General features: G+C 68.1%; 18 protein-coding genes. 3 read left to right on the top strand and 15 right to left on the bottom strand.

Features of this window, described 5'->3' with window-relative positions:
- Window positions 1-112 precede the first annotated feature (112 nt).
- The 10 genes from HMPREF2924_RS07200 to moaC form a co-directional block, all read right to left on the bottom strand.
- A complete protein-coding gene (locus tag HMPREF2924_RS07200) occupies window positions 113-2,455 on the bottom strand; it encodes an endonuclease/exonuclease/phosphatase family protein (protein ID WP_003132624.1) in 2,343 nt (780 codons plus the stop codon).
- Window positions 2,456-2,491: 36 nt separating this feature from the next.
- Entirely contained in the window at window positions 2,492-4,054 is a 1,563-nt protein-coding gene (locus HMPREF2924_RS07195; RefSeq protein WP_003132623.1) for an alkaline phosphatase D family protein, read from the bottom strand.
- 251 nt (window positions 4,055-4,305) lie between these two features.
- Window positions 4,306-4,821, bottom strand: coding sequence for a ubiquinone anaerobic biosynthesis accessory factor UbiT (locus HMPREF2924_RS07190; RefSeq protein ID WP_003104247.1), 516 nt, complete (start codon window positions 4,819-4,821; stop codon window positions 4,306-4,308).
- Window positions 4,815-5,705, bottom strand: coding sequence for a U32 family peptidase (locus HMPREF2924_RS07185; RefSeq protein WP_003132621.1), 891 nt, complete (start codon window positions 5,703-5,705; stop codon window positions 4,815-4,817). Before HMPREF2924_RS07185 ends, HMPREF2924_RS07190 begins: the two co-directional genes overlap by 7 nt.
- Before the next feature lie 11 nt (window positions 5,706-5,716).
- Window positions 5,717-6,712 carry a ubiquinone anaerobic biosynthesis protein UbiU gene (locus HMPREF2924_RS07180; RefSeq protein ID WP_003132620.1) on the bottom strand — a complete coding sequence of 332 codons (996 nt, stop codon included), beginning with the start codon at window positions 6,710-6,712 and terminating at the stop codon, window positions 5,717-5,719.
- Window positions 6,713-6,826: 114 nt separating this feature from the next.
- The gene (gene glp / locus HMPREF2924_RS07175) at window positions 6,827-8,050 is read right to left on the bottom strand and encodes a molybdopterin molybdotransferase MoeA (protein ID WP_003114306.1); all 1,224 of its coding nucleotides are present in this window, start codon (window positions 8,048-8,050) and stop codon (window positions 6,827-6,829) included.
- Window positions 8,047-8,604 carry a molybdenum cofactor biosynthesis protein B gene (gene moaB, locus HMPREF2924_RS07170; RefSeq protein WP_003093023.1) on the bottom strand — a complete coding sequence of 186 codons (558 nt, stop codon included), beginning with the start codon at window positions 8,602-8,604 and terminating at the stop codon, window positions 8,047-8,049. Before moaB ends, glp begins: the two co-directional genes overlap by 4 nt.
- Window positions 8,605-8,705: 101 nt before the next feature.
- A complete protein-coding gene (gene moaE / locus HMPREF2924_RS07165) occupies window positions 8,706-9,158 on the bottom strand; it encodes a molybdopterin synthase catalytic subunit MoaE (RefSeq protein WP_003093025.1) in 453 nt (150 codons plus the stop codon).
- 4 nt (window positions 9,159-9,162) lie between these two features.
- Window positions 9,163-9,414: a molybdopterin converting factor subunit 1 gene (gene moaD, locus HMPREF2924_RS07160; RefSeq protein ID WP_003110788.1), complete on the bottom strand. Its 252-nt coding sequence runs from the start codon at window positions 9,412-9,414 to the stop codon at window positions 9,163-9,165.
- Window positions 9,411-9,893 (bottom strand): cyclic pyranopterin monophosphate synthase MoaC, encoded by a 483-nt coding sequence (moaC, locus tag HMPREF2924_RS07155; protein WP_003093030.1) that lies wholly within the window; start codon window positions 9,891-9,893, stop codon window positions 9,411-9,413. The genes moaD and moaC overlap by 4 nt, the downstream gene beginning before the upstream one ends.
- A 217-nt stretch (window positions 9,894-10,110) precedes the next feature.
- Between moaC and HMPREF2924_RS07150 the strand changes: the two genes are divergently transcribed.
- Window positions 10,111-10,539, top strand: coding sequence for an arsenate reductase ArsC (locus tag HMPREF2924_RS07150; protein WP_003093032.1), 429 nt, complete (start codon window positions 10,111-10,113; stop codon window positions 10,537-10,539).
- A 162-nt stretch (window positions 10,540-10,701) separates the two neighbouring features.
- Window positions 10,702-10,884 carry a hypothetical protein gene (locus tag HMPREF2924_RS07145; RefSeq protein ID WP_003110789.1) on the top strand — a complete coding sequence of 61 codons (183 nt, stop codon included), beginning with the start codon at window positions 10,702-10,704 and terminating at the stop codon, window positions 10,882-10,884.
- 9 nt (window positions 10,885-10,893) lie between these two features.
- Here the strand turns inward: HMPREF2924_RS07145 and HMPREF2924_RS07140 are convergent, their stop codons facing one another.
- Together HMPREF2924_RS07140 and HMPREF2924_RS07135 are read right to left on the bottom strand one after the other, a co-directional pair.
- Window positions 10,894-11,670 carry a CHAD domain-containing protein gene (locus HMPREF2924_RS07140; protein ID WP_003110790.1) on the bottom strand — a complete coding sequence of 259 codons (777 nt, stop codon included), beginning with the start codon at window positions 11,668-11,670 and terminating at the stop codon, window positions 10,894-10,896.
- A gap of 116 nt (window positions 11,671-11,786) precedes the next feature.
- On the bottom strand, window positions 11,787-13,178 hold the full coding sequence (locus tag HMPREF2924_RS07135) for a PhoH family protein (protein WP_003093038.1): 1,392 nt from the start codon (window positions 13,176-13,178) through the stop codon (window positions 11,787-11,789).
- A gap of 503 nt (window positions 13,179-13,681) precedes the next feature.
- On the opposite strand from HMPREF2924_RS07135, the gene copA1 reads away from it, so the two are divergent.
- A complete protein-coding gene (gene copA1, locus HMPREF2924_RS07130; protein ID WP_003132619.1) occupies window positions 13,682-16,060 on the top strand; it encodes a copper-translocating P-type ATPase CopA1 in 2,379 nt (792 codons plus the stop codon).
- A 31-nt stretch (window positions 16,061-16,091) separates the two neighbouring features.
- On the opposite strand, the gene HMPREF2924_RS07125 is transcribed toward copA1, so the two are convergent.
- From HMPREF2924_RS07125 to HMPREF2924_RS07115, 3 genes are all read right to left on the bottom strand, one after another.
- Window positions 16,092-18,812 carry a winged helix-turn-helix domain-containing protein gene (locus tag HMPREF2924_RS07125; RefSeq protein WP_003103006.1) on the bottom strand — a complete coding sequence of 907 codons (2,721 nt, stop codon included), beginning with the start codon at window positions 18,810-18,812 and terminating at the stop codon, window positions 16,092-16,094.
- A 333-nt stretch (window positions 18,813-19,145) separates the two neighbouring features.
- The gene (locus HMPREF2924_RS07120) at window positions 19,146-20,513 is read right to left on the bottom strand and encodes a DUF1329 domain-containing protein (RefSeq protein WP_003103009.1); all 1,368 of its coding nucleotides are present in this window, start codon (window positions 20,511-20,513) and stop codon (window positions 19,146-19,148) included.
- 60 nt (window positions 20,514-20,573) lie between these two features.
- Window positions 20,574-22,499, bottom strand: coding sequence for a DUF1302 domain-containing protein (locus HMPREF2924_RS07115; protein WP_033941250.1), 1,926 nt, complete (start codon window positions 22,497-22,499; stop codon window positions 20,574-20,576).
- Between the last annotated feature and the right edge of the window lie 165 nt (window positions 22,500-22,664).

The following is a 22,664-nucleotide window of genomic DNA, read 5'->3' as shown; positions in this document are numbered from 1 at the left end:
GGCGGATAACCGCAAGCGGTTATTCGCCCTACAGGCCCACGTGCCATGCAGAAAGGCCACCCGAGGGTGGCCTTTCTGCATGGCGACCAACGCCACGGGCGCTATCCGCTGCCTACCTGCGGTGCTTCTTCATCGCCACCCGGCGCAGGTCGATACCGATCACCACCGGGTCGTGGTCGGAGGCCCGGTACGGCTCGGCGTTGTACAGGCTGTCCTGCTGCCGAGGGGTCTTGAACTCGACGTTGTAGTCCAGCACCCGGGGCTCGTCGGCGTTGATGTGCCACTCCACCGCGCCGCGTACCTGGCGCGCCAGGCTGGCGTTGGCGAGGGCGTGGTCAAGGTAGCCGGACTGCCCGGAGAACACGTAGGAGTAGCCCTTTCCTGCGCCCGCCTGACGCGCCACCAGGTCGGTGTAGCCGGCGCCGCGGATGACGTTCACCGGGTCTTCCTTGGCATAGGAATTGAGGTCGCCGATGATCAGGCGGTCAGGTTCCTTGGCGCCCGTCGGATCGCCCGCCAGCCAGTCCACCAGGGCCTGGGCGGCGCGCGCCCGGGTCAGGTTGCAGTTGCCCTGGCCGTCGCCGGTGTCCGGGTCGCCGTCGCAGGCCGAGCCCTTCGACTTCAGGTGGTTCACCGCGATGGTCAGGCGTTCGCCGCCATTGATCTCCTGGAAGGTCTGGGCCAGGGTCGGACGGTTGCGGGTATCGTCGAACTCCGGGTTCACCGAACTGTCGAGCACCGCCGCGGATCGATAGGTGCGGACCTTGTCGCCGCGATAGATCAGCCCCACGGCAATTTCGTCGCTGCCCAGCTTCGCCCGGTTCGGGTTGACGAAGGCATAGCGCTGGCCCTGGGGCAGGCTGGCGTTGAGGCCGTTGACCAGGTCGGCGATGGCGCTGAACTCGCCGTAGCCGTCGTTCTCGATCTCCATCAGGCCGACGATGTCCGCCTTCGAGGCGAGGATCGCCGCGACGATCTTCGCTTTCTGCCGTTGGAACTCCTCGACCGTGTTGGCTCCGCGCGAGGTGGGGAAACCGCCGCCCTTGCCATCGCCGTTGAAGTAGTTGAGCACGTTGAAGCTGGCCACCCGCAGGCGCCCTTCCACCGCCGGCTGGGCCGGACGCGGATTGGCCGCCTCGAAGGTCGGCGTCTGCAACGGCTGGATACGGTAGCTGCCGGCCGAGTAGTCGAGCACGCCGTCGATGGCGCTGGTGCGATCGCCGACGCGCAGGCTGTTGTAGGCGCTCAGTTCCGGCGCCGGGTAGCGGATCGGGTCGGGGTTCTGCCCGCTGCGGCCGTCGTCGAGGAGAATCCGGTCGAGGTCGTTGCGCGCCTGCATGGCCTTGGCCTGTTCGCCGGGAGCCACCACGTTGGTCGGAGTCATCTGGCGGCCGCCGGAGGACAGCAGGACCTCGCCGTAGCGGCCGAGGTTGTAGACCTCGTTGACGGTCAGCGTCTGGCGGAGCTGCACGCGCATGCCTTCGTAGCGCTCCAGCGCATCGGCGCTGGCCAGCGGCAGGCTGATGCCGGCCGGCGTCGGCAAGGCCACGCCGCTCGCCAGGACGCTGACCTGCAGCGGCCCGACCAGTTCGGTGAGGCCGTTGAACTCGCGGACCTGGCCGGTCACCCGGACGCGGTCGCCGAGCTTGACGTCGCTGCCGTTGCCGCCGTCGTAGACGAAGATGCCTTCGGAGGTCGCCGGGTCGCCGTCCACCGTGGCATCTTCCTGCTGCACGTAGAAGCCCTTCAGCTCGCTGGCGTTCTGGAAGTCGCCGACCACCACGCCCTCGATGGCGACCCGCTGGTTCACCAGCGGACTTTCAGCGCCGGCGCCCTGCACCTCGTGGATCGGTCGCAGGCCGGCCTCCTCGCCGCCGCCGGGCTCACCAGCGCCATGCTGGCCGAGGTTGGCGAAGGTGTCGCGCGGGTAGCCCAGCCATTGCGCCGCCGGGTCGAAGGCGTCGCTGGGATCGCTGTCGCCGTCGCGGATGTCGGCCTTGCGCACCAGGCTCCGGTCGAGGGTCTGCACATCGCCGCTGCCCCAGGTCGTGCCGGGGTTGAAGCCGACCTGGCCGAGGCTGTCGAGGATCTCGCCGCTGCGCCGGCGCAGCAGCACCGCGTCGTTGCCATTGAACCAGCTGCCTTCCACCCGCTGGCTGGCCAGCGCCAGCAACGCCGGGTCGGCCACGCCGTTGGCAAGGACGAAGGTCTTGCCCGGCGCCAGGCTGCCGCTCAGGTCGATGCTGCGGCCCGCCGCGCTGGCGCCGTTGAAATAGAACTCGACGCGGTAGGCGGAGAGGTCGAGGACTTGGCTGCCGCTGTTGTAGAACTCCAGCGCCTTGTTGTTGCCGCTGCCTTCGACATACTCGGAGATGATCAGCTCGGCGGCGTTGGCCACCGGCAGGCCCAGCAGGGCCAGGCCGCCCAGCAGGGCGGCGTTACGCAAGGGGTGCATCGGGATACTCCTTTATCGGAATGGGGTAGCCGCGGCTCAGGCGCCGTCGGGCTGCAGTTCCTGGGAAAACACCGGCTCGCCGTCGAGGTCGCGCAGGGTGACGGTGAGCGCGCGGCTTTGCGCATCGATCTCCACCTCGCCGAAGAACTGGTAGCCGGCGAAGGGGGAACTGTTCTGGACCAGCGGGGCCTTCTGGAACATCACCTGCGGGCCGAACGTGCCATCCAGCGCGTTGGGTCCGAAACTACCGGCATTGAGAGGCCCGGCGACGAACTCCCAGAACGGCGCGAAGTCCTTGAACGCGGCGCGCTCCGGGCTGTAGTGGTGGGCTGCGCAGTAATGCACGTCGGCGGTCAGCCAGACGGTGTTGCGCACCCCGGCGCGCTGGACGAAGCGCAGCAGGTCGGCGATCTCCAGCTCGCGGCCTAGGGCGGCACCGTCGTTGCCGTTGGCGATGGCCTCCCAGCGGTCGCGCCCCTGGGCGTCCTTACCATCGGGCACGCAGAGGCCGATCGGCATGTCGGCGGCGATCACCTTCCACTGCGCGCGCGAACCGCGCAACTCGCGCTTGAGCCATTGCAACTGTTCACGGCCGAGGAAATCGGTGGCGGCGCTGCGCCGCGCCTGCAGGTTGGCGCTGTTGCCGCCGCGGTAGCTGCGCATGTCGAGGACGAACACGTCGAGCAAAGGGCCGTAGGCGACCTTGCGGTAGATCCGCCCGTCGCGCCCCTGGCGCTGGAAGCGCAGCGGCGCGTATTCGAGGAACGCCTGGCGCGCGCGAGCCGCCAGCACGTCGATGTCCTTCACCTGGTAGCGCTTGTCGAGCTGCTTGCTGGAGGACCAGTTGTTGGTGGTCTCGTGGTCGTCCCATTGCCAGATCTGCGGCACCTCGGCGTTGAAGCGGCGCAGGTTGTCGTCGAGCAGGTTGTAGCGGTAGTTGCCGCGGAACTCGTCGAGGGTCTCGGCGACCTTGCTCTTGGCCTCGGTCACCCGGTTGCGCCAGATGCGCCCGCTCTCGGTCTCGATGCGTTCGGGGATCGGCCCATCGGCATAGATGGTATCGCCGCTGTGCAGGAAGAAATCCGGCTGGCGCCGGCGCATGGCTTCGTAGATACGCATGCCGCCGATATCCGGATTGATCCCGAAACCTTGCCCGCAGGTGTCGCCGCTCCAGACGAAACGGATATTGCGCGCCTCGCTCGGCGCACTGCGCAGGTGGCCGAACCAGGGCTTGCTCAGGCTGCCGTCGCGGGCATCCTCGAAGCGCACCCGGTAGAAGATCGACTGGTCGGCTGGCAGGCCACGCAGGTCGATACGCGCGGTGTAGTCGAGGCGCTCGTCGGTGACCGGCGAGACCAGCCGGCGCGGCTCGCTGAAGACGCTACGGGTGTCCCATTCGACGATCATCCGCGCCGGGCGGTCGGTGCGGCTCCAGACCAGCGCGCGGTCGCCCTGCACGTCGCCGGATTGCACGCCATCGGTCAGCTTCGGCCGCGCCCTGGGCGAGGCGATCACCGCCGGCGCGCCCAGCGCCGGCAACAGCAGTCCAGCGCCCAGGCCTTGCACGACGCGGCGGCGCTTGAGGTCCATCCCACTCATACCGGAGTTCTCCGCAGGCTTCACGAAGGTCCGGTTTACCGGGGCAAGTTGACAGGGGCGTTACGGGGACAGACAGGCTATCCGTTTGGTCAGGGGAAACGCACATTCGCTCCGCGCCGCCCATGCGGCAACGAACCGGGCGTTGCCTCGCTGAAAAGAGCTTCAGTGAGTTTCAGGCTTCAGGGAATACACCCAATCGGAGGGGCGCGCCCAGCGGCCTTGGCGTCGCTATACGCCCCTTTCCACCGACCTCAGCCGCCCCGCGCCCCCTGGACCGGCCCCTGGGGCGCCTCGCCGCGCTCCTCCTGCACTGCCCGCCCGGCCCGTTCCACGGCGTTCCACAACCAGGGCGGCAGGTGCTCCGGATCGAGGCTGTCGAGGAGGTTCTTGACCGCCAGGCCCAGCTCGGTGTCACCCTCGATCACCAGGCGGCGGCGGAAGAACAGGGTATCCGGGTCCTCATGCCGGCTGGCCAGCAGCAGGAAGTCGCGCCAGTCGCCGCGGATGGTCACGCTGGCCCGTGGCCGTTCGACCAGGCGCAGGCCGCCGGGCACCCGGGTGACGCACCAGCCGACGCCGAGGTCCCTGACTTCCAGGCGCAGCCAGCGACCTTCCAGCAGGTCGAAGGCGCCCTCCTCCAGCGGCTGGGCGAACAGCCGGTTGGCGACCCGTTGCAGGACCAGGTGCTGGAGCCCGCGCGGAACCTTCGCCGCCAGCGGCAACAGGCGTCCGGCGACGCCGAGGAGCAGGCGTTGGCGGTTCAGCATAGCCCCGCCTCCTCTGCCCGCAGCATCCCCGGCCGGCCGTGCCAGTAGCCGTTGCAGCCTTCCACCGCGAGCGGCGGAGCGGCACCCTGGCGTACCCGGTCGAAGGCCGCGATCACCTCGGCCATGCCCTGCGCCCGAGGGCTCAGGCGTAGCAGGTCGGCGCCGCTATGTTCCAGCGAGCGGTAGTCGGCCAGCAGGTTGCTGACCTTGCCGGACATGGTCTGGATGCCGTTGAGGGTGAACAGCGCCTCGCCCTCCTGGCTGAGCAGCGGGATACCTTCGGGATACTGCTGGCAGCAGAACTGACAGTCGTCCTTGGGCCGGTTCTCCGCCCGCGCGGTGAAGCAGCGCGCCGAGTAGGCCAGCGGCAGGTGACCGTAGGCGAAGACCTCGGTCTGCAATTGCTCCAGGCCCAGCTGCGCAGCCTGGTCGAGTACCCCGCGCAGCAGCTTGCCGGAGACTTCCACCGGCGGAATCCAGCGGCGCATGCCCCAGGAATACAGTTCGGCCAGGGCATGACCGTTGTAGAGGTTCAGCGCCGGACCGCCGACAAAGGGCACGCCGCGCTGGCTGAGGTAATAGACGGCGGCCATGTCGTTGGCCTCGACCCGGAGTTCGCCGTTCTCGCATAGCCGGCGCAGGCTGGACAGCTCCGAAGCGGCCTCGATCAGCGCCAGCCCGGAGAGCACCAGCTCGGCACGGGTCGCCTGCGCCAGCTCGCGGGCCAGCGCCTGCCAATCGTTCAGGGACAGCGCCCGGCGCTTGGCGCAGACGGTCTCGCCGAGGTAGATGACGTCGAGCGGCTGGCCGGCCATCTCGGCGTAGAAATCGAATATCTGCCGCTTGTCCCAGTAGAACAGCAGCGGTCCCAGGCTCAGTTTCATCGCGGCGGTCCTCACTGCCAGGAACGGTGATAGGCGCCCAGGGTGGTCTGGTGCCCTTCGGAAAGTCCGGCCAGCGCGCGCTGCCATTGCGGCTGCACGCTATAGGCGCCCGGCGCGCTGGCGTAGCTGTCCAGCGCCTGGCGCCAGACCCGGGTGACCTGCTCGACGTAGGCCGGGCTGCGCTGGCGGCCTTCGATCTTCACCGCCGCCACGCCGATTTCCGCCAGTTGCGGGACCAGGTCCAGGGTGTTCAGGCTGGTCGGTTCCTCCAGCGCATGGAAGCGCTGGCCATTGACCAGGAAACGGCCCTTGCAGAGGGTCGGGTAGCCGGCCGCCTCGCCGGCGGCGTAGCGGTCGATGAGTACTTCGTTGAGGCGCGAGGTCAATCCCTCCGGCTCCTCGCTCCAGCGCACCGCCCTGGCCGGCGAACAGACGCCGCAGAGGTTCGGCGACTCGCCGGTGACGTAGGAGGACAGGTGGCAGCGGCCCTCGGCCATGATGCACAGGCTGCCGAAGGCGAACACCTCCACCGGCACCGGACTGCCGGCCGCCACCTGGCGTACCTGCGCCAGCGATAGCACGCGGGGCAGGACCGCGCGACGGATGCCGTAGCGTTCGTGATAGAGGGCCAGGGCCGCGGCATTGGTTGCCGAGCCCTGCACCGACAGATGCAGATTGAGCAGCGGATAACGTTTCGCGGCATAGCCGAGCACCGCCACGTCGGCGGCGATCAACGCATCGACGCCGAGATCGGCGGCCTGGTCCACCGCGCGCTGCCAGCGCTCCCAGCCCTGCGCGCTGGAATAGGTGTTGACCGCTACGTAGAGCTGCCGCCCGGCCTCGTGGACTCGCCGCAGGCCTTCCTGCAACTGGCGTTCGTCAAGGTTGAGGCCGGCGAAATGGCGGGCGTTGGTGTCGTCGCGGAAACCGACGTAGATGGCATCGGCGCCCTGTCGCAGGGCCGACTTCAAGGCGGGCAGGCTGCCCGCCGGACAGACCAGTTGCATGGGGTTGCTCCTCTGGCGAAAAACGCGCTCCGCGGCAGTGGGCAACCCCGGGGCACAGGCGCCACACTCTAGAAAGACGCTCCCGGTCGGCGCTTGACCGGGATCAAGAAGGCCTCAGGCCATCAGTGCGGAGAACGGCAGAAAGTCGATCGCATCACCCACGCCCAGGGTGGCGCCGCGCTCGATCACCGCCAGCCCGTCCGCCCAACTGGCGGCAAGCAGCATCGCCGAGCCCTGCTGCGGGTGGATTTCCACCCGCCCCCGTTCATCGAGCCGCGCCCGCAGGTACTGGCGACGCGCCCGCGGTTGCGGCCAGTCGAAGGCCGCCGGCAACGCCAGCGGCCGCGGCACTACGTCGAACAGTCCCTGCTGGCGAAGCAGGAACGGACGCGCCACCAGCAATGCAGTGACCAGCGCCGCCGCAGGGTTGCCGGGCAGCCCCAGCCAGGGCTTGCCGGCCACGGAGCCGAAGGCGAACGGCTTGCCCGGCTGGATCGCCAGGCGCCACAGGTTGACCTCGCCAAGCTCGGCGATGGCGCGCTTGAGGTGGTCTTCCTCGCCTACCGAGACACCGCCGCTGGTGACCAGCGCGTCCCATTCGGAGGCCGCCAGGCTGAGCGCATCGCGGCTGGCCACCAGTTCGTCGGCGAGCACTTCCTCGTCGTGCACCTCGAAGCCGAGACCGCGCAGCAAGGCGCCGATGCAGTAACGGTTGGCGTTGTAGATCTGCCCGGCCAACAGTGTCTGGCCGGGCTCGCGCAATTCGTCGCCGCTGCTCAGCAGGCCGATGCGCAAGCGCCGACGCACCGAGACCGTGGCGACGCCGAGACTCGCCAGCAGGCCGAGTTCCTGCGGGCGCAAGCGCTGTCCGGCACGCAGCACCGGCGCGCCGCGACGCAACTCCTCGCCGCGCCGGCGCACATGCTGGCCGGCGCTCACCGGCGGCAACTGCACGCGCTCGCCGTCGACCACGCAGAGTTCCTGCGGCACCACGCAGTCGGCGCCGGTCGGCAGCGGCGCGCCGGTGAAGATCCGCGCCGCCTGGCCCAGCGGCAGGCTCATGCCGCGGGTGTCGCCGGCGGCGATCCGCGCGCCGACCGTCAGGCTGCCGCCGCTGCGCGGCAGGTCGGCGGAGCACAAGGCGTAGCCGTCCATCGCACTGTTGTCCCAATGCGGCAGGTCCATCGGCGCCAGCAGGTCCTCGCCGAGCACTCGTCCCAGCGCCCGCTCCAGGGCCAGGCTCTCGCAGGCTGGCGGGCGCGGCGCGCGCGCCAGCAGTTCGGCCAGCGCCTCGTCGAGCGGGCGCAGTTGGCCGCCATCGCAGGCGCAAGCGCTCACGAGCGGCACCCGCAGCCGGCCACCGGCGCCACGGCTGGCGGGGTCTTCAGGTGCGGGACGAAATTGCACGGGCGGGTGCGGCTGTCCAGTTGCGCCAGGAGAATCTCGTTCCAGGCGGTGCGACAGGCGCCCGGCGAGCCGGGCAGGCAGCACACCAGGGTGCCGTTGCTGAGCCCGGCCAGCGCCCGCGACTGGATGGTGGAAGTGCCGATCTCGCGCTGCGAGACCTGGCGGAACAGTTCGCCGAAGCCCTCGACATCGCGCTCGAACAGCGGCCCGACCGCCTGCGGGGTGTTGTCCCGCGCGGTGAAGCCGGTGCCGCCGGTGATCAGGCCGACCTGTACCTCGGGGTCGGCGATCCAGGCCGAGACCACCGCGCGGATCTGGTAGATGTCATCGGTCTTCAGGCTCCGCTGGTGCAGGCGATGACCGGCGGCCAGCAGCGCGTCGGCGAGGGTCTGGCCGGAAGTATCGGTTTCCAGGGTACGGGTGTCGCTGACGGTGAGGATGGCGATGTTCAGCGGCTGGAAGGTGGAGGTGGCCAGGTGGCTCATGGAAGGGAGTCCTCGGAACGGGCGATGCCTCAGCCTGAACCGCGGGCCCCCGGCTGGCTATTCCTCCGAAGAGGTAAGCCGGCGGCGCGAGGAGGTAGCCGTCACTCCTCCCAGCGCTGCGCGGCGGCCTGGTCGCTGCAGCGGCCTTCGACCCAGCGCGGGCCTTCGGCGGTGTCTTCCTTCTTCCAGAACGGCGCGCGGGTCTTCAGGTAGTCCATGACGAAGTTGCAGGCGTCGAACGCCGCCTGCCGGTGGGCGCTGGCGCAACCGACGAAGACGATCGGCTCGCCCGGCTCCAGGCGGCCGATGCGGTGGAGGATCTCCAGGCGCAGCAGCGGCCAGCGCTGCCCGGCCTCGGCGGCGATCTTGCCGAGGGCCTTCTCGGTCATGCCCGGATAATGTTCGAGGAACATCCCGCCGACCTCGCGACCGTCGTTGAAGTCGCGCACGTAGCCGACGAAGCCGACCACCGCGCCGATGCCGACGTTCTGCGCATGCAGGGCGTTAAGCTCCTGCCCCGGATCGAAAGCGGCCTGCTGGACGCGGATGGCCATGGGTTCAACCTCCGGTGACGGTGGGGAAGAAGGCGACTTCGTCGCCGTCCTGCAACGGCTCGTCGAGGCCACACAGTTCCTGATTGCGCGCGCACATCAGGTTCTGCTCGCCGAGGGTACGCTCCCAGGCCCCGCCGCGCTCCACCAGGAGCTGGCGCAAGGCGCCGAGGGTCGCCAGCCCGGCGTCCCAGTTCAACTGCTCGCCGTCGACGCCGAGGGCTTCTCGGTAACGGGCGAAATACTGCACGCGGATCATGCCTGCCCTTCCTCCTCTTTGCGGTAGTGGCCGCTCTTGCCGCCGAGCTTCTCCAGCAACTGGACCTGCTCGATGACCATCCCGCGGTCCACCGCCTTGCACATGTCGTAGATGGTCAGGGCCGCGACGCTGGCGGCGGTGAGCGCCTCCATCTCCACGCCGGTCTGCCCGGCCAGCCGGCAACGCGCGCGGATGCGCACGGCGTCCGGCGCCTCGGCCTGCAGTTCGAGCTTGACGCTGGTGAGCAGCAGCGGATGGCACAGCGGGATCAGTTCGTGGGTGCGCTTGGCCGCCTGGATGCCGGCGATCCGCGCCACGGCGAAGACGTCGCCCTTGGGATGGCCGCCGTCCTGGATCAGTTGCAGGGTTTCCGGGCGCATGCGCACCACGGCCTCGGCCGTAGCTTCACGGGAGGTCACGGCCTTTTCCGTGACGTCGACCATGTTGGCGCGGCCCTGGGAATCGAGATGGGTCAGCACGTGGGTGCTCCTGATGGAAGGTACTGGCCAGTCATTGTAAGCCCTGGGACGCGAGCGGGGATGGTTTGGCCGGATTCTGAAGGGGAATGATTGTATACAGAAAGAGGTATGCCCTCGTTGGCGAATGACCACCCGGTGAAATTTTCCTGACAGCCCTGCCGGTCCGTGACGATCGGACTAAGATCGCAACAGGCTTCCCGCTCCGGAGAACGGAAAGATGACGGACCGACTGCGCGTACTCTTCGTCTGTATCGCCAATGACGCCCGCTCCCTGATCGCCGAGGCCATCCTGCGGCACACCGACGGCGAACATTTCGCCGCGTTCAGCGCCGGCGTGCGCCCCGCTGGCGTCGACCCGCGCACCCTGAGCGTGCTCGAACACGCCGGCATCCCGACCCAAGGGTTGAGTAGCAAGCCGCTGGAGACCTTCGCCGGGGAGTCCTTCGACTATCTCATCGACCTCTGCGACAAAGACACCGACGAACTCGCACAGTTGCCGCACTCCGCCCAGACCCTCGCCTGGAGCTGCAGCGACCCGACCCTCCAGGAAGGCCTGGAAGGATTCAGCCATGTCCTGCAGGAGCTGAACGACCGGGTACGGCTGTTCCTGGCAGTGAAGAACCGCCCCCATGGGGAACGCTCCTGAGCCGCGCCACCAGCGACGCCCCAGTCGCCGTGCCTCCCGGCGACCTGCCAGTCCTGACAGGTAGATGAAGGTTTGATGACGACGTCGAGAAAGCTCGACTAGCGTTGGTCAATACCTATACCGCGCCGGGAGCGCTGGACAGGGCCCACAGGGAGGTGCCCCATGCAACTGCGAATGCACCCTTCGACCAAGGGCGGATGGATCGTCCAGGTCGGCGCCTATCGCATCCCCTTCCATACCGAACGGGAAGGTCGGGAATATCTGCGCAAACTGCGCGAGCGGATCGAAGCCCCCCACGCGCTGCCCGGTTCGCCCAAGCCCCGGATAATCCGCCAGGCCAGGTAGCCGACCCGCTCAGGTGCGGCCGATGGCTTTCCCCAGCAACCTGGCAAGGCGCCGAACGGATTCCTCGGCCCGGTCCAGGGCGGCGGCCTCGGACCTGCGCCATTCCGCGCTCAGGGGGCGCAGGTCGGCCTGCTCTTCGGCCCTGAGGCACCATTGCTGGTGGTCGTGCCAATCCCCCAGCATGGTCTGTAGCGTTTTCAGCGTGTCGAGCACCTTTCCCGGCAGAGGGCAGAGGTCCGGGTAGGCCTCCTGCGAATAACGTGCGCGCTTTACCAACAGGCGGATGTCGTGAAGATCGTGTCCGGGATCGTCGAGCGCCGCCAGCAGCTTGCGCAACTGGTGCCTGATTCGCTTGCTCGCCTCCGCCTCGAGATCGTCGAGGCGACCTTCCGTCATCGCCCGCCGGACACCGTCCGGCCAGGCGTCCAGTGCGTCCAGCAAATCCTTGATCTGTGGACTGCTCCCTGCCTGCCGATACCAGCGGAGCACCGCCTGCCTGCGCAGCGAAGCCGGAATCAGCAGGCCATGGCGCTCCAGCTCGGCCGCCATCACTTCCATGTCGCGGATCGGATTGGTGGCCTGCCCGAGGGCTTTCGCCGCGCGATCCAGGTCCTCGGCCAGAGCCCCCAGGCGCAACGGTTTCAACAGGCTGCGCAGGCGCCTGGCGGCGACGCGCAGATCGTGCAGCGCTTCCGGGTCGGTGCCCTCGACGATCCTGGCATAGGCATGCATGACCTCGACTTCGAGGCCGGAAACGGTGCGAATCACGGATGCGGCGAAAGCCATACGGCGGACTCCCGGAACTGGGGCCCGAAGTCTAGGACATGTTGCAGATCCGTGAACGCCAGCCGCTGCGCCCGGCTCGAGGCCGGGCGCAGCGCAACGCCTGCGACGCCGCGTGGTTACATATGCGCCTCGGCGTACTCCGCCAGCACCGAGCGCGGCACCCCTTGCAGGGTCACGTGCACGCCGTGGGGGAAGTCCTTGAAGCGTTCGGTGAGGTAGGTCAGGCCGGAGCTGGTGGCGGACAGGTAGGGCGTGTCGATCTGCGCCAGGTTGCCCAGGCAGATCACCTTCGAACCGCTGCCGGCGCGGGTGATGATGGTCTTCATCTGGTGCGGCGTGAGGTTCTGGCATTCGTCGATGAGGATCAGGCTCTGCTGGAAGCTGCGCCCGCGGATGTAGTTCAGCGACTTGAACTGCAACGGCACCTTGCTGAGGATGTAGTCGACGCTGCCATGGGTGCATTCGTCGTCCATGTGCAGCGCTTCGAGGTTGTCGGTGATCGCGCCGAGCCAGGGCTCCATCTTTTCCGCCTCGGTGCCGGGCAGGAAGCCGATGTCCTCGTCCAGGCCCTGCACGCTGCGGGTGGCGATGATGCGCCGGTAGCGCTTGCTGACCATGGTCTGCTCGATGGCCGCGGCGAGCGCCAGGATGGTCTTGCCGGAACCGGCGGCACCGGACAGGTTGACCAGGTGGATGTCCGGGTCGAGCAGCGCGTACAGCGCCAGCGACTGGTACACGTCGCGTGGCCGCAGGCCCCAGGCTTCCTGGTGCAGGAGCGGCTCCTGGTGCAGGTCGAGGATGGTCAGCTCGTCCTGCTGGATGCCCTTGATCCAGCCGACGAAGCCCTGTTCGTCGACGATGAACTCGTTGATGTGCACCGCCGGCAGGTTGTCGGTGAGCTGCACGCGATGCCAGGTACGGCCGTGGTCCTGGCGGGTCTCGACCTTGCTCACGCGGTCCCAGAAAGAGCCGGCGAGGGAATGGTAGCCGCGCGACAGCAGGGCCACGTCGTCGATCAGCTGGTCGGTGTGGTAGTCCTCCGCGTCCACCCCGCAGGCGCGCGCCTTCAGGCGCATGTTGATGTCCTTGGTCACCAGCACCACGCGCACGCCGCTGTGGCGGCTCTTCAGCTCGACCAACTGGTTGATGATCTTGTTGTCGTTGAGGTGCTCCGGCAGCCAGGTGATGGGCTCGGCACGCTTGCTCATGAGGATCGACAGGCTGCCGCTGGGGCCGTTCTTGCCACGCTGGATCGGTACCCCTCCCTCGACCTGCTCGGGCGTGGCCTCGCCGAGTACCTGGTCGATCAGGCGGATGGCCTGGCGGCACTCGGCGGCGATGGTGTGCTTTCCGGTCTTCAGCTTGTCCAGCTCTTCGAGCACCGTCATCGGGATCGCGACGCGGTGTTCCTGGAAGTTCAACAGGGCATTCGGATCGTGGATCAGGACATTGGTATCGAGGACGTACAGGGTGGGCTGGGTGGGGCGGGAACGTCCGTGGTCATCCATACGCGATCACCTTCTGCTAAGGGCCTGGCGACGGAATGCCGGGTCGGCGCTCCGCCGGGGGGCGAGCCGCCTTCTCTCTTCCGGTGGGGAGAGCCTGACAGCAGAGGTGAGGGCCGGGGCCGCCACCTGTGCTGCAGGGTTCGGCGGTCTACGGTTCCACAAATACCGCAAAAAATATGACGGTAAAAAGTACTTTTCGTCATCAGCAGGTTTTTTTTCCGCAAGCGACGAAATACCTTGGCGCAGCCCTTCGCGAGGTCTAGTGTTATCGGTCCCACCCCTGTGAAAACCCTGTGCTTTTTCGTGCCGCAACGGTTTTCCAGCGCCATTCCCCCTCCCCCCTGCTCCTGCGACATAAAGCCGCCACTGCGTCCTGCGCCGCCTTCCTGTATGAATCCGGGGCTTGACCTTGACACGATGTCAAGGCTGAACCTGGCGACAGATCTCACCGGCGCCTCCCAGGGCGTCTGCGGTGCCACTTCTGTCCATTCCAAGGAGGACTCATGAACAGCGCCACGCTAACCGAGCTCGATCTGCCGGTCAGCGGCATGACTTGCGCGTCCTGCGCCGGCCGTGTCGAACGAGCCCTGAAGAAAGTGCCCGGGGTCGCGGCCGCCTCGGTCAACCTGGCCAGCGAGCAGGCCCGCGTGCAGGCCCCGGCGGACAGCCTGCCGGCCCTGGTGGCGGCGGTCGAGCAGGCCGGCTACCAGGTTCCGGCGCGCAGCCTGGAACTGTCCATCGAGGGCATGACCTGCGCCAGTTGCGTCGGCCGGGTCGAGCGGGCGCTGAAGAAGGTGCCCGGCGTACGCGAGGTCAGCGTCAACCTGGCCAGCGAGCGCGCCCACCTCGAGCTGCTCGGCGCCGTGGACAGCCAGGCCTTGCTGCAGGCGGTGGAACAGGCCGGCTACAAGGCCCGCCTGCTCGACGCGGGGCAACCACGCCAGGACGATGCCGAGCGCCGCCTGCGCCGCGAACGCTGGTGGGTGATCGCCGCGCTGTTGCTGGCGTTGCCGCTGGTGCTGCCGATGCTGGTGGAATGGGCCGGCCTGCACTGGATGCTGCCGCCGTGGGCGCAGTTCCTCCTGGCGACCCCGGTGCAGTTCGTCATCGGCGCGCGCTTCTATGTCTCCGCCTGGCGCGCGGTGAAAGCCGGTGCCGGCAACATGGACCTGCTGGTCGCCCTCGGCACCAGCGCCGGCTACGGCCTCAGCGTCTACCTCTGGCTGACCGCCCCGCCCGGCCACATGCCGCACCTCTACTTCGAAGCCTCGACCGTGGTGATCGCCCTGATCCTCCTCGGCAAGTACCTGGAAAGCCGCGCCAAGCGCCAGACCGCCAGCGCCATCCGCGCCCTCGAGGCGTTGCGCCCGGAGCGCGCGGTGCGCCTGCGCGACGGTCGCGAGGAAGAGGTGGCGATCGCCGAGTTGCGCCTCGGCGACGAGGTGGTGGTGCGTCCCGGCGAACGCTTCCCGGTGGACGGCGAGGTGCTCGACGGCAGCAGCCACGCCGACGAGGCGCTGATCACCGGCGAGAGCCTGCCGGTGCCCAAGGCTCCCGGCGACAAGGTCACCGGCGGCGCGATCAACGGCGAAGGCCGCCTGCTCCTGCGCACCACCGCGCTCGGCGGGGAAACGGTGCTGGCGAAGATCATCCGCCTGGTGGAAGACGCCCAGGCCGCCAAAGCGCCGATCCAGAAGCTGGTGGACAAGGTCAGCCAGGTCTTCGTCCCGGTGGTGATCCTCATCGCGCTGGTCACCCTCGGCGCCTGGCTGGTCGCCGGGGTCGGCCTGGAGCAGGCCCTGGTTAACGCCGTGGCGGTGCTGGTGATCGCCTGCCCCTGCGCCCTCGGCCTGGCCACCCCGACCGCGATCATGGCCGGCACCGGCGTGGCCGCACGCCACGGCATCCTGATCAAGGACGCCGAGTCCCTGGAAGTCGCCCATGCGGTCACCAGCGTGGCCTTCGACAAGACCGGCACCCTGACCTCCGGGCGACCGCAGATCATCCACCTCGGCGGCGACGACCAGGAGCAGCTGCTCAGGCTCGCCGGCGCCCTACAACGCGGCAGCGAGCACCCGCTGGCCAAGGCCGTGCTCGAGCGCTGCGCCGAGCGCGACCTGGAGGTTCCGCCGGTGAACGCCAGCCAGGCCCTCAGCGGTCGCGGCATCCAGGGCGAGGTCGAGGGTCGCCGGCTGGCCCTGGGCAACCGCCGCCTGCTCGACGAGCAGGAACTCAAGCCCGGCGCGCTGGCGAGTGCCGCCGCGGACTGGGAGGCCGAGGGCCGCACCCTGTCCTGGCTGCTGGAACTGGCTCCGGAGAAACGCGTGCTCGGCCTGTTCGCCTTCGGCGACAGCCTCAAGGACGGCGCCGCCGAAGCGGTGGAGGCCCTGCGCGAACGGGATATCCACAGCCACCTGATCACCGGCGACAACCGCGGCAGCGCGGCGGTGGTGGCCAAGGCCCTGGGCATCGACGACGTACACGCGGAAGTGCTGCCGGCGGACAAGGCCGCCACGGTCGCCGAGCTGAAAGGCCGGGGCCGGGTGGTGGCGATGGTCGGCGACGGCATCAACGACGCCCCGGCGCTGGCCGCCGCAGACGTCGGCATCGCCATGGGTGGCGGCACCGACGTGGCCATGCACGCCGCCGGCATCACCCTGATGCGCGGCGACCCGCGCCTGGTGCCGGCGGCGCTGGACATCTCGCGGCGGACCTACGCGAAGATCCGCCAGAACCTGTTCTGGGCGTTCATCTACAACGTGATCGGCATCCCGCTGGCGGCCTTCGGCCTGCTCAACCCGATGGTGGCGGGCGCGGCGATGGCCTTCTCCAGCGTCAGCGTGGTCGGCAACGCCCTGCTCCTGCGACGCTGGAAGCCCTGAGCCAGCACGCCAGGCACATGGGGTGGCGCGCCTAGCGCAACAACCCCATGTGCTTGGCCCGCGCCACCGCCTGGGTGCGGCGCTCGACGCCGAGCTTGTCGTTGATATGGCGGGCGTGGCTCTTCACCGTATGCAGCGAGATGAACAGCCGCTCGCTGATCTCCTGGTTGGACAACCCCTGGGCGATCAGCTCCAGCACCGCCAGTTCGCGCCCGCTGAGCACCTCGCCCGCACTGCCCGCGGGCTCGGCGGGCGGCTCCGGCAACAGCGCGCGCATGCGCTGGGCGCCGGGACAGGCAGGGAAGCGCTGCAACTGTTCGCGCAACCATTCCGGCTGCTGCACGAGCAATTCGTGGAGCGGCAGCAAGGCTCCGCCGACTGCGCCCTCCATGGCCTGTTGCAGGGTCGCCAGCGCCTCGCGCTCGCGGCCCTGCTCCAGGTGCAGCGCAGCCAGTTGGCCGAGGGCCAGGCGAGCCGGCAGCAACGCGCCGTTCTCCCGCGTCGAGCGGGCCAGCCGGTCCAGGCGCCGGGCGGCTTCCTCCGGGCGTCCTTCGCGGCGCTCCAGGCCGGCCTGGAGCAACTCCACATGCAGCGGCAGCAGCGGACTGCATTCCGGCGGCGTGGCCGCCTGCCCGCCGTAGGTGCCGCCCAGGCGCTGTAGCCAGACGCCGGCCAGTTCGGTCTGGCCCTGGGCCAGCCAGAGTTCGCACTTGATCAGGGTGATCGCCGCCAGGTAGTAGATCGGCGGGATATCCCAGGCATGCATCAACCGCTCGACGTCGCCAAGCCGGGCGAACGCCGCCGCGTAGTTGCCCAGGCGCCCTTCCAGGCTGGCCAGGACGCAATAGCCGATCACCAGGCTGACATCCCGGCAGCTGCGGGTTTCCTCGATTCCCTGCTTGATCCACTTGCGCGCTTCGTCCGGCTGCAGCGCCAGGCTGCGCAGGTAGCCGCGGTACAGCAGGAGCCGCCCGCGCACCGCGTAGCGGCGTTGCGCCGGCAGGTGCTGGAGGCGTTCCAGGCCCTGGCGCACCTCCTCCTCGGCGCGCGCCACCTCGCCGCGCGCCTGGAGGACGCGGGCGCGGTCGTAATGGACCAGTGCCTCGAACAGCGGGTTGCCGTAGCGCTGGGCGAACTCCAGGGCGTCGCGGTTGTAGTTGCGCGCCTGCCAGAAGTCGCCACGGGTCACCGCCAGGTTGCTCAGCGTCGACAGGCATTGCAGGCGGGTGCCATAGCGCTCCCCGGCGAGGTCCTGCAAGGCCTCGCGGCAGTGCGCCTCGGCCTTGTCGATATCGCCGCGGCCGCGCGCGATCACCCCGCTCAGGGCCTGCCACTGGGCCAGCAGGTCGCGCTGCGCGGACTCGTCCGGCGCCGGCAGGAAACGCGCCAGTTGGCCGGCCAGTTCTTCCGCGGCATCCAACTGGCAGGCCAGCGCCAGCGCCCAGCCGTACAGCAGGATCAGGCGCGGCGTGCTCGCCAGGAGGCTGTCCGGCAGGTCCATCTTCCAGCGCAGCAGGGTGGCGATGTTCTGCTCCGCCAGCAGTTGCTCTTCCGACAGGTTCTGCACCAGGCTCGCCGCCACGTCCGGCTGGCCGGCGCGCAGCGCCTGCTCCACCGCCTGGTCGAGCAGGCCATGGCGGCTGAACCAGCCGCAGGCGCGCAGGTGCAGGGAGCCGGCGGACGGACCGAAGTCGGGCAAGGGACGCGCCAGCAGCAGGTCGGAGAACAGGTGGTGGTAGCGGAACCACTGGCCGTTTTCGTCCAGCGGCACGAGGAAGACCTGGTGCTGCTGCAGGTGGTCGAGGATCGCCGCGCTGTCGCCGGCCTCGCGCACGGTATCGCAGAGTTCGGCGCAGAAGCGCTCGAAGCGCGCGGTCTGGGCGAGGAACGCCTGGACCTCGGGCGGCTGCCGCTCGATCACCTCCTCCAGCAGGTAGTCGCGGATCAGCTCGTCGGCGCCGTGTACCCCGGGACTGACCTGCTCCTCTGGATCGCCGCGCGCCAGCAGCCAGAGGCGCAGCCCGGCGACCCAGCCTTCGCTGCGCTCGAGCAGCGCGTCCAGCGCGTCCTCGTCGAGTTCGAGGCCGCTGGCGGCCATCAGCGCCCCGCTCTCCTCGGCGGTCAGGCGCAGGTCCTGTTCGCTGAGTTCGAGCAATTGCCGCGACAGGCGCAGGCGCGCCAGGTGCCAGTCCGGCCGCTGCCGGCTGGTGACCAGCAGCACCAGGCCCTCGGGCAGGTGATTGAGGAGGAATTGCAGGCAACGGTCGAGCACCGCGCCCTGGGCCAGGTGGTAGTCGTCCAGCACCAGTAGCAGGGGACGCTGCGGGTCCAGGCAGGGGGCGAGTTCGTCGAGCAGGTCGTCGAGCCAGGTCTCGAAGGCGAACGGCTGGTGGCGCTGGCGCATCTTCAGCAGGCCGAGGGCCTCTTCGCCCAGGGTCGGGTGGTACTGTCGCAAGCCATCGAGCAGGCGTTCGAGGAAACGTCCGGGATCGCTCTCGCGGCTGCTCAGTCCCAGCCAGAGGCTCTGCCAGCGCGGGTCGAGGCTTTCGCAGAACTCGATGGCCAGGGAACTCTTGCCAAATCCGGCGGGCGCGGCGATCAGCAGCAGGCGACCGTCCAGTCCGTCGCGCAGTCGACGGCAAAGACGCGGGCGCGCCACATGGGCCGACGGCAGCGGGGGGCGGAAAAAGCGGTTGGCCGTCGGCAGGACGGCGGATGGAGTGCCCGAGAAGGTACGCGAGAAGTCAGTCATCACCCGGTTTCTTGGTTTATGTATGGGGCGTGAACGCTCCGGAGACTAACCACAAGTGATGGCTATTTGAAGCACTATCCATCGGCTCGGACGAAATAGCGCACCGGCGCTTCAGCTCGATAACCAAGGAAAGACCGGTTTCCCGGCGCGGTCCAGGCGCGGCAAACGTTTCCCGGCCACACAGGTGCCCGCCGGGAGGATGGCGACGACGGAATCCGCGGGCGAGGTGGGAAAACACTTTGTAATGAATTGACGGCCGGAGCGGCAGCGCCACCCGCGAAAACGAAGAAACCGGCACAAGGCCGGTTTCTTCGTGGCTAGGAACGCCGTTTCTCAGCGTACCCCTTCCTGGCGCAGCGCCGCCGGGGTGTAGTCGCTTTCCGAAGCGCTGTAGTTGAAGTCGTAGGCCTGTTTCTCCTCGTTCTTCATGCCCAGCGCCAGGTAGCGGCCGGAGAGCAGGTCGTAGAGGGTTTCCACCGCGTACCAGGGCACCTGCTTGTCGTAGTACTGCTCGGCATGCGCCTCGGCCACGCGCCACAGGGTGCCGCGACCGTCGTAATGGTCGATCTCGGCGGCCTGCCAGGTGTCCTCGTCGATGTAGAAGTCACGCTTGGCGTAGATGTGCCGCTCGCCCGGCTTCAGGGTCGCGACCACATGCCAGACGCGGTGCAGCTCGTAGCGGGTCAGGTCCTGGTTGATGTGGCCGGCCTTGACGATTTCGCTGTACTTGATCTTCGGATCGTCGAGCTTGTAGCTGTTGTAGGGAATGTAGATTTCCTTCTTGCCTTCCAGCTTCCAGTCGTAGCGGTCCGGCGCACCGTTGTACATGTCGAAGTTGTCCGAGGTGCGCAGGCCGTCGGCGGCGGTGCCGGGACCGTCGTAGGACACCTGCGGAGCCCGCCGCACGCGGCGCTGGCCGGCGTTGTAGAGCCACGCCAGGCGCGGCTCCTTGACCTGGTTGAGGGTCTCGTGGACCAGCAGCACGTTACCGGCCAGGCGCGAGGGCGCGGTGACCCGCTGCTTGAAGTAGAACAGCACGTTGCTCGGCTTGTTCGGGTTGTAGTCCTTCAGGTTGGTACGGAAGGTGAAGGCATCCTGGAAGTAGACCAGCTGGTAGGAGCCGTTGACCTGCGGAGTGGCCTGGGTCACCAGGCGCCGGACGCTGCCGCCGCGATAGCGGGTGATGTGGTTCCAGATCACCTCCAGGCCGTTCTGCGGGATCGGGAACGGGTTGGCGGTATCGAAGTTCTCCAGGCCGTTGCCGCCTTCCACCAGCTTGGTGGTGGTGGCGTTGCGCTTGGCCGCCTCCTGCACCGCCGCCGGGACGGTGGCGCTGCGGTGGGTCTTGTATACCGGGATCTTGTAGGTATCCGGGTAGCGCTTGAACATGGCCAGTTGGCCGGGAGTCAGCTTGTCCTTGTACTGGTCGACGTTCTGCGCGGTGATGGTGAACAGCGGTTGCTCGCTGGCATAGGGGTTGGCGAGGAAGCCACGGCTGTCGACGCTGCCGGCGTTGGTCGCCAGGCCGCCGTCCCAGGCGGGGATGCTGCCGTCGGCGTTGCCGGCCTTCTCCGCCCCCAACGGAGTCAGGCTGGTGCCGAGCTTGGCCGCCTCGTCGGCGGATACCGCCGCCATCACCTGGGTGGCCAGCAGGCTCAGGGCCAGTACACCGGTATGCAGAAGAATCTTCGTTGTTTTCATTCGCTCGTCGTCCTCGTTAAGTCCTGCTCGCCGGCCCGGTTCGCACCGGGCCGGCGTACATCAGAAGTTCATGCCGAAGCTGAGCGCGACGAAGTCGCGATCGTCCACGGTGGTGTACTTGCCGTCGAAGAAGTTGGTGTAGGAGAGGCTCGCGGTGTAGGTGTTCTGGTACTCCGCGTCCACCCCCAGGCTGACCGCCTTGCGGCCTTCCTCGAAGTTGGCGCCGGGGCCGGGCGAATAGCCATCGACGTCGTGCGACCAGGCCACACTGGGCTTGAGGTTCACGCCCATGAACACGTCGTTGTAGTCCCAGATCGCACGGGCGCGATAACCCCAGGCGTCCGAGGTGGTATAGCCATCGTTCTCGCAGTAGCGGCTGACGTTGTTCGCTTCGGCGGTGCCCAGCGTGCTGATGTTCAGCGCCTGGCAGCTGGCCAGGCCGGAGATGGTCCCCGGCAGCGGCCCCGGTCCGAAGACCGGGTCACGCCCGTAGCGTGCCTTGGAGGTGCTTTCCAGGCCGCCGACGTGGGTCCAGCCGATCTCGCCCACCAGGGTCAGGCGCTCGGCGCCCATCACCTGGTCGAAGAAGTGCGTCAGGGTGGTCTGCAGTTGGGTGATCTCCTTGCGCCGATAGCCGTGCAGGTCCTGCCCGGCCTGGCCGTTCAGCACCGAGGCGTTGTCGTAGGGGCGGTTGCCGCCGATGCTCACCGGGTCGAGGCCGGCGAAGAGGATGTCGGTGGTGTTCAGCTGCACCGGCGCGTTGGGCCGGTAGCTGACTTCGCCGCTCCACGCGGTGCCGTTGGGCAACGTGGTGGAGAAGCTCAGGCCGAACATGCGGATATCTTCCGGGTACTCGATGAAGTAGCTGGAGTTGCCGGCGGTGGCCGCCGCCGCGGCCTGGGCGGCCAGTGCCGGGTTGATCGCGGCGAGGCGGGTGGCGAGGTCATTGATCGCCGCCATGGTGCTGGCCGAGGCGCCCTGGCCGCTGAAGATCGGCAGGCGGCTGTGGTAGTTCATGTAGTAGGCGCCGAACTCGGTGTTCAGTTCGTCGGCGAAGTAGCGCAGGGCGAAGCCGTACTGGCCGCTGTCGCGAGCGTCGCGGTCCGGCCCGCGGCGGACCAGGATGCCCTCGTCCCAGGGCGACGGGGTAACGCTCAGGCCAGCCCCGGCGAGCACGTTGTTGAGCAGGTTGATGGAGGCCTTGTTGTTGGTCAGCACCGCCAGGTTCTGGTCGCAGCCATCGGCCACCACGTCCGGCTGGGAGAAGAAGGTGCCGCAGTTGTCGACCACCGTCTGGTCCCACTCGATCTGGTAGAAGCCTTCGGCGGACAGGTTGTCGGTGAGGTTCTGCGACAGGTAGAACATGTTCACCGGGATCAGGCCTTCCTTGATCTCCGAGCCGGGCCGGCGGAAGGCGGTGACGTCGATCGGGTTGATGGCGCTGATGCCGTTCTGGATGAAGGTGCTCTCGCCCCAGTTCACCACCTGCTTGCCCAGGCGCACGCTGCCCGGCAGATCGCCGATGGCATAGTTGTGGTAGATGAAGGCGTCGAGCAGTTCGGCGCCGGAGGACTTGGCCAGGGTCTTGCGGCCGCTGTCGTCGATGTCCTTGAACTCGCGGTGCTCGTCCTTCAGTTCGAAGTCGTACCAGTACTTGCCGCGCAGGAACACACCGGTATCGCCGTACTTCAGTTCGAGGTCATGGATGCCCTTGAAGACCTTCGAGAACGTTTCCCCACGCTTGAAGTTCAAGTGGCTGTCGTCGGAGGTCTGGAAAAGTCCCTTGCCGCCGTTGTTCACACCGATCAGGTTCTTGTTCGGCTTGGCGGTCGACCAACTGGCCCCGACCGACAACGCCGAGTCGAAGGAACCTTCGATTTCCCCGATGTTGAAGGTCACCCCAAAGGCCGGAGCCGCCAGCGAGGAAGCCAGGCTGACGGCCAACGGCAACCGGGCCCGACGCGAGAACGGATTACGGGTTGTCATCGACGCTACTCCATGTGTGTTTTTTGTTATGAGTGCGTGGACTATAGCTAGCGCTGCCTGCCGCTTGATCCCTCGAAAGTGTGATTTGCGCGGCGCAACCACTCTGGCTCGCGCCTTTGCGGCGGATGGAGAATGACCGGGCGGTCGCGAAAACGCGGAGACCAA

Origin of the sequence: Pseudomonas sp. HMSC063H08 (assembly GCF_001813645.1) — a bacterium.
GTDB lineage: Bacteria > Pseudomonadota > Gammaproteobacteria > Pseudomonadales > Pseudomonadaceae > Pseudomonas > Pseudomonas aeruginosa.
This window is presented reverse-complemented; position numbering and strand designations above follow the sequence as displayed.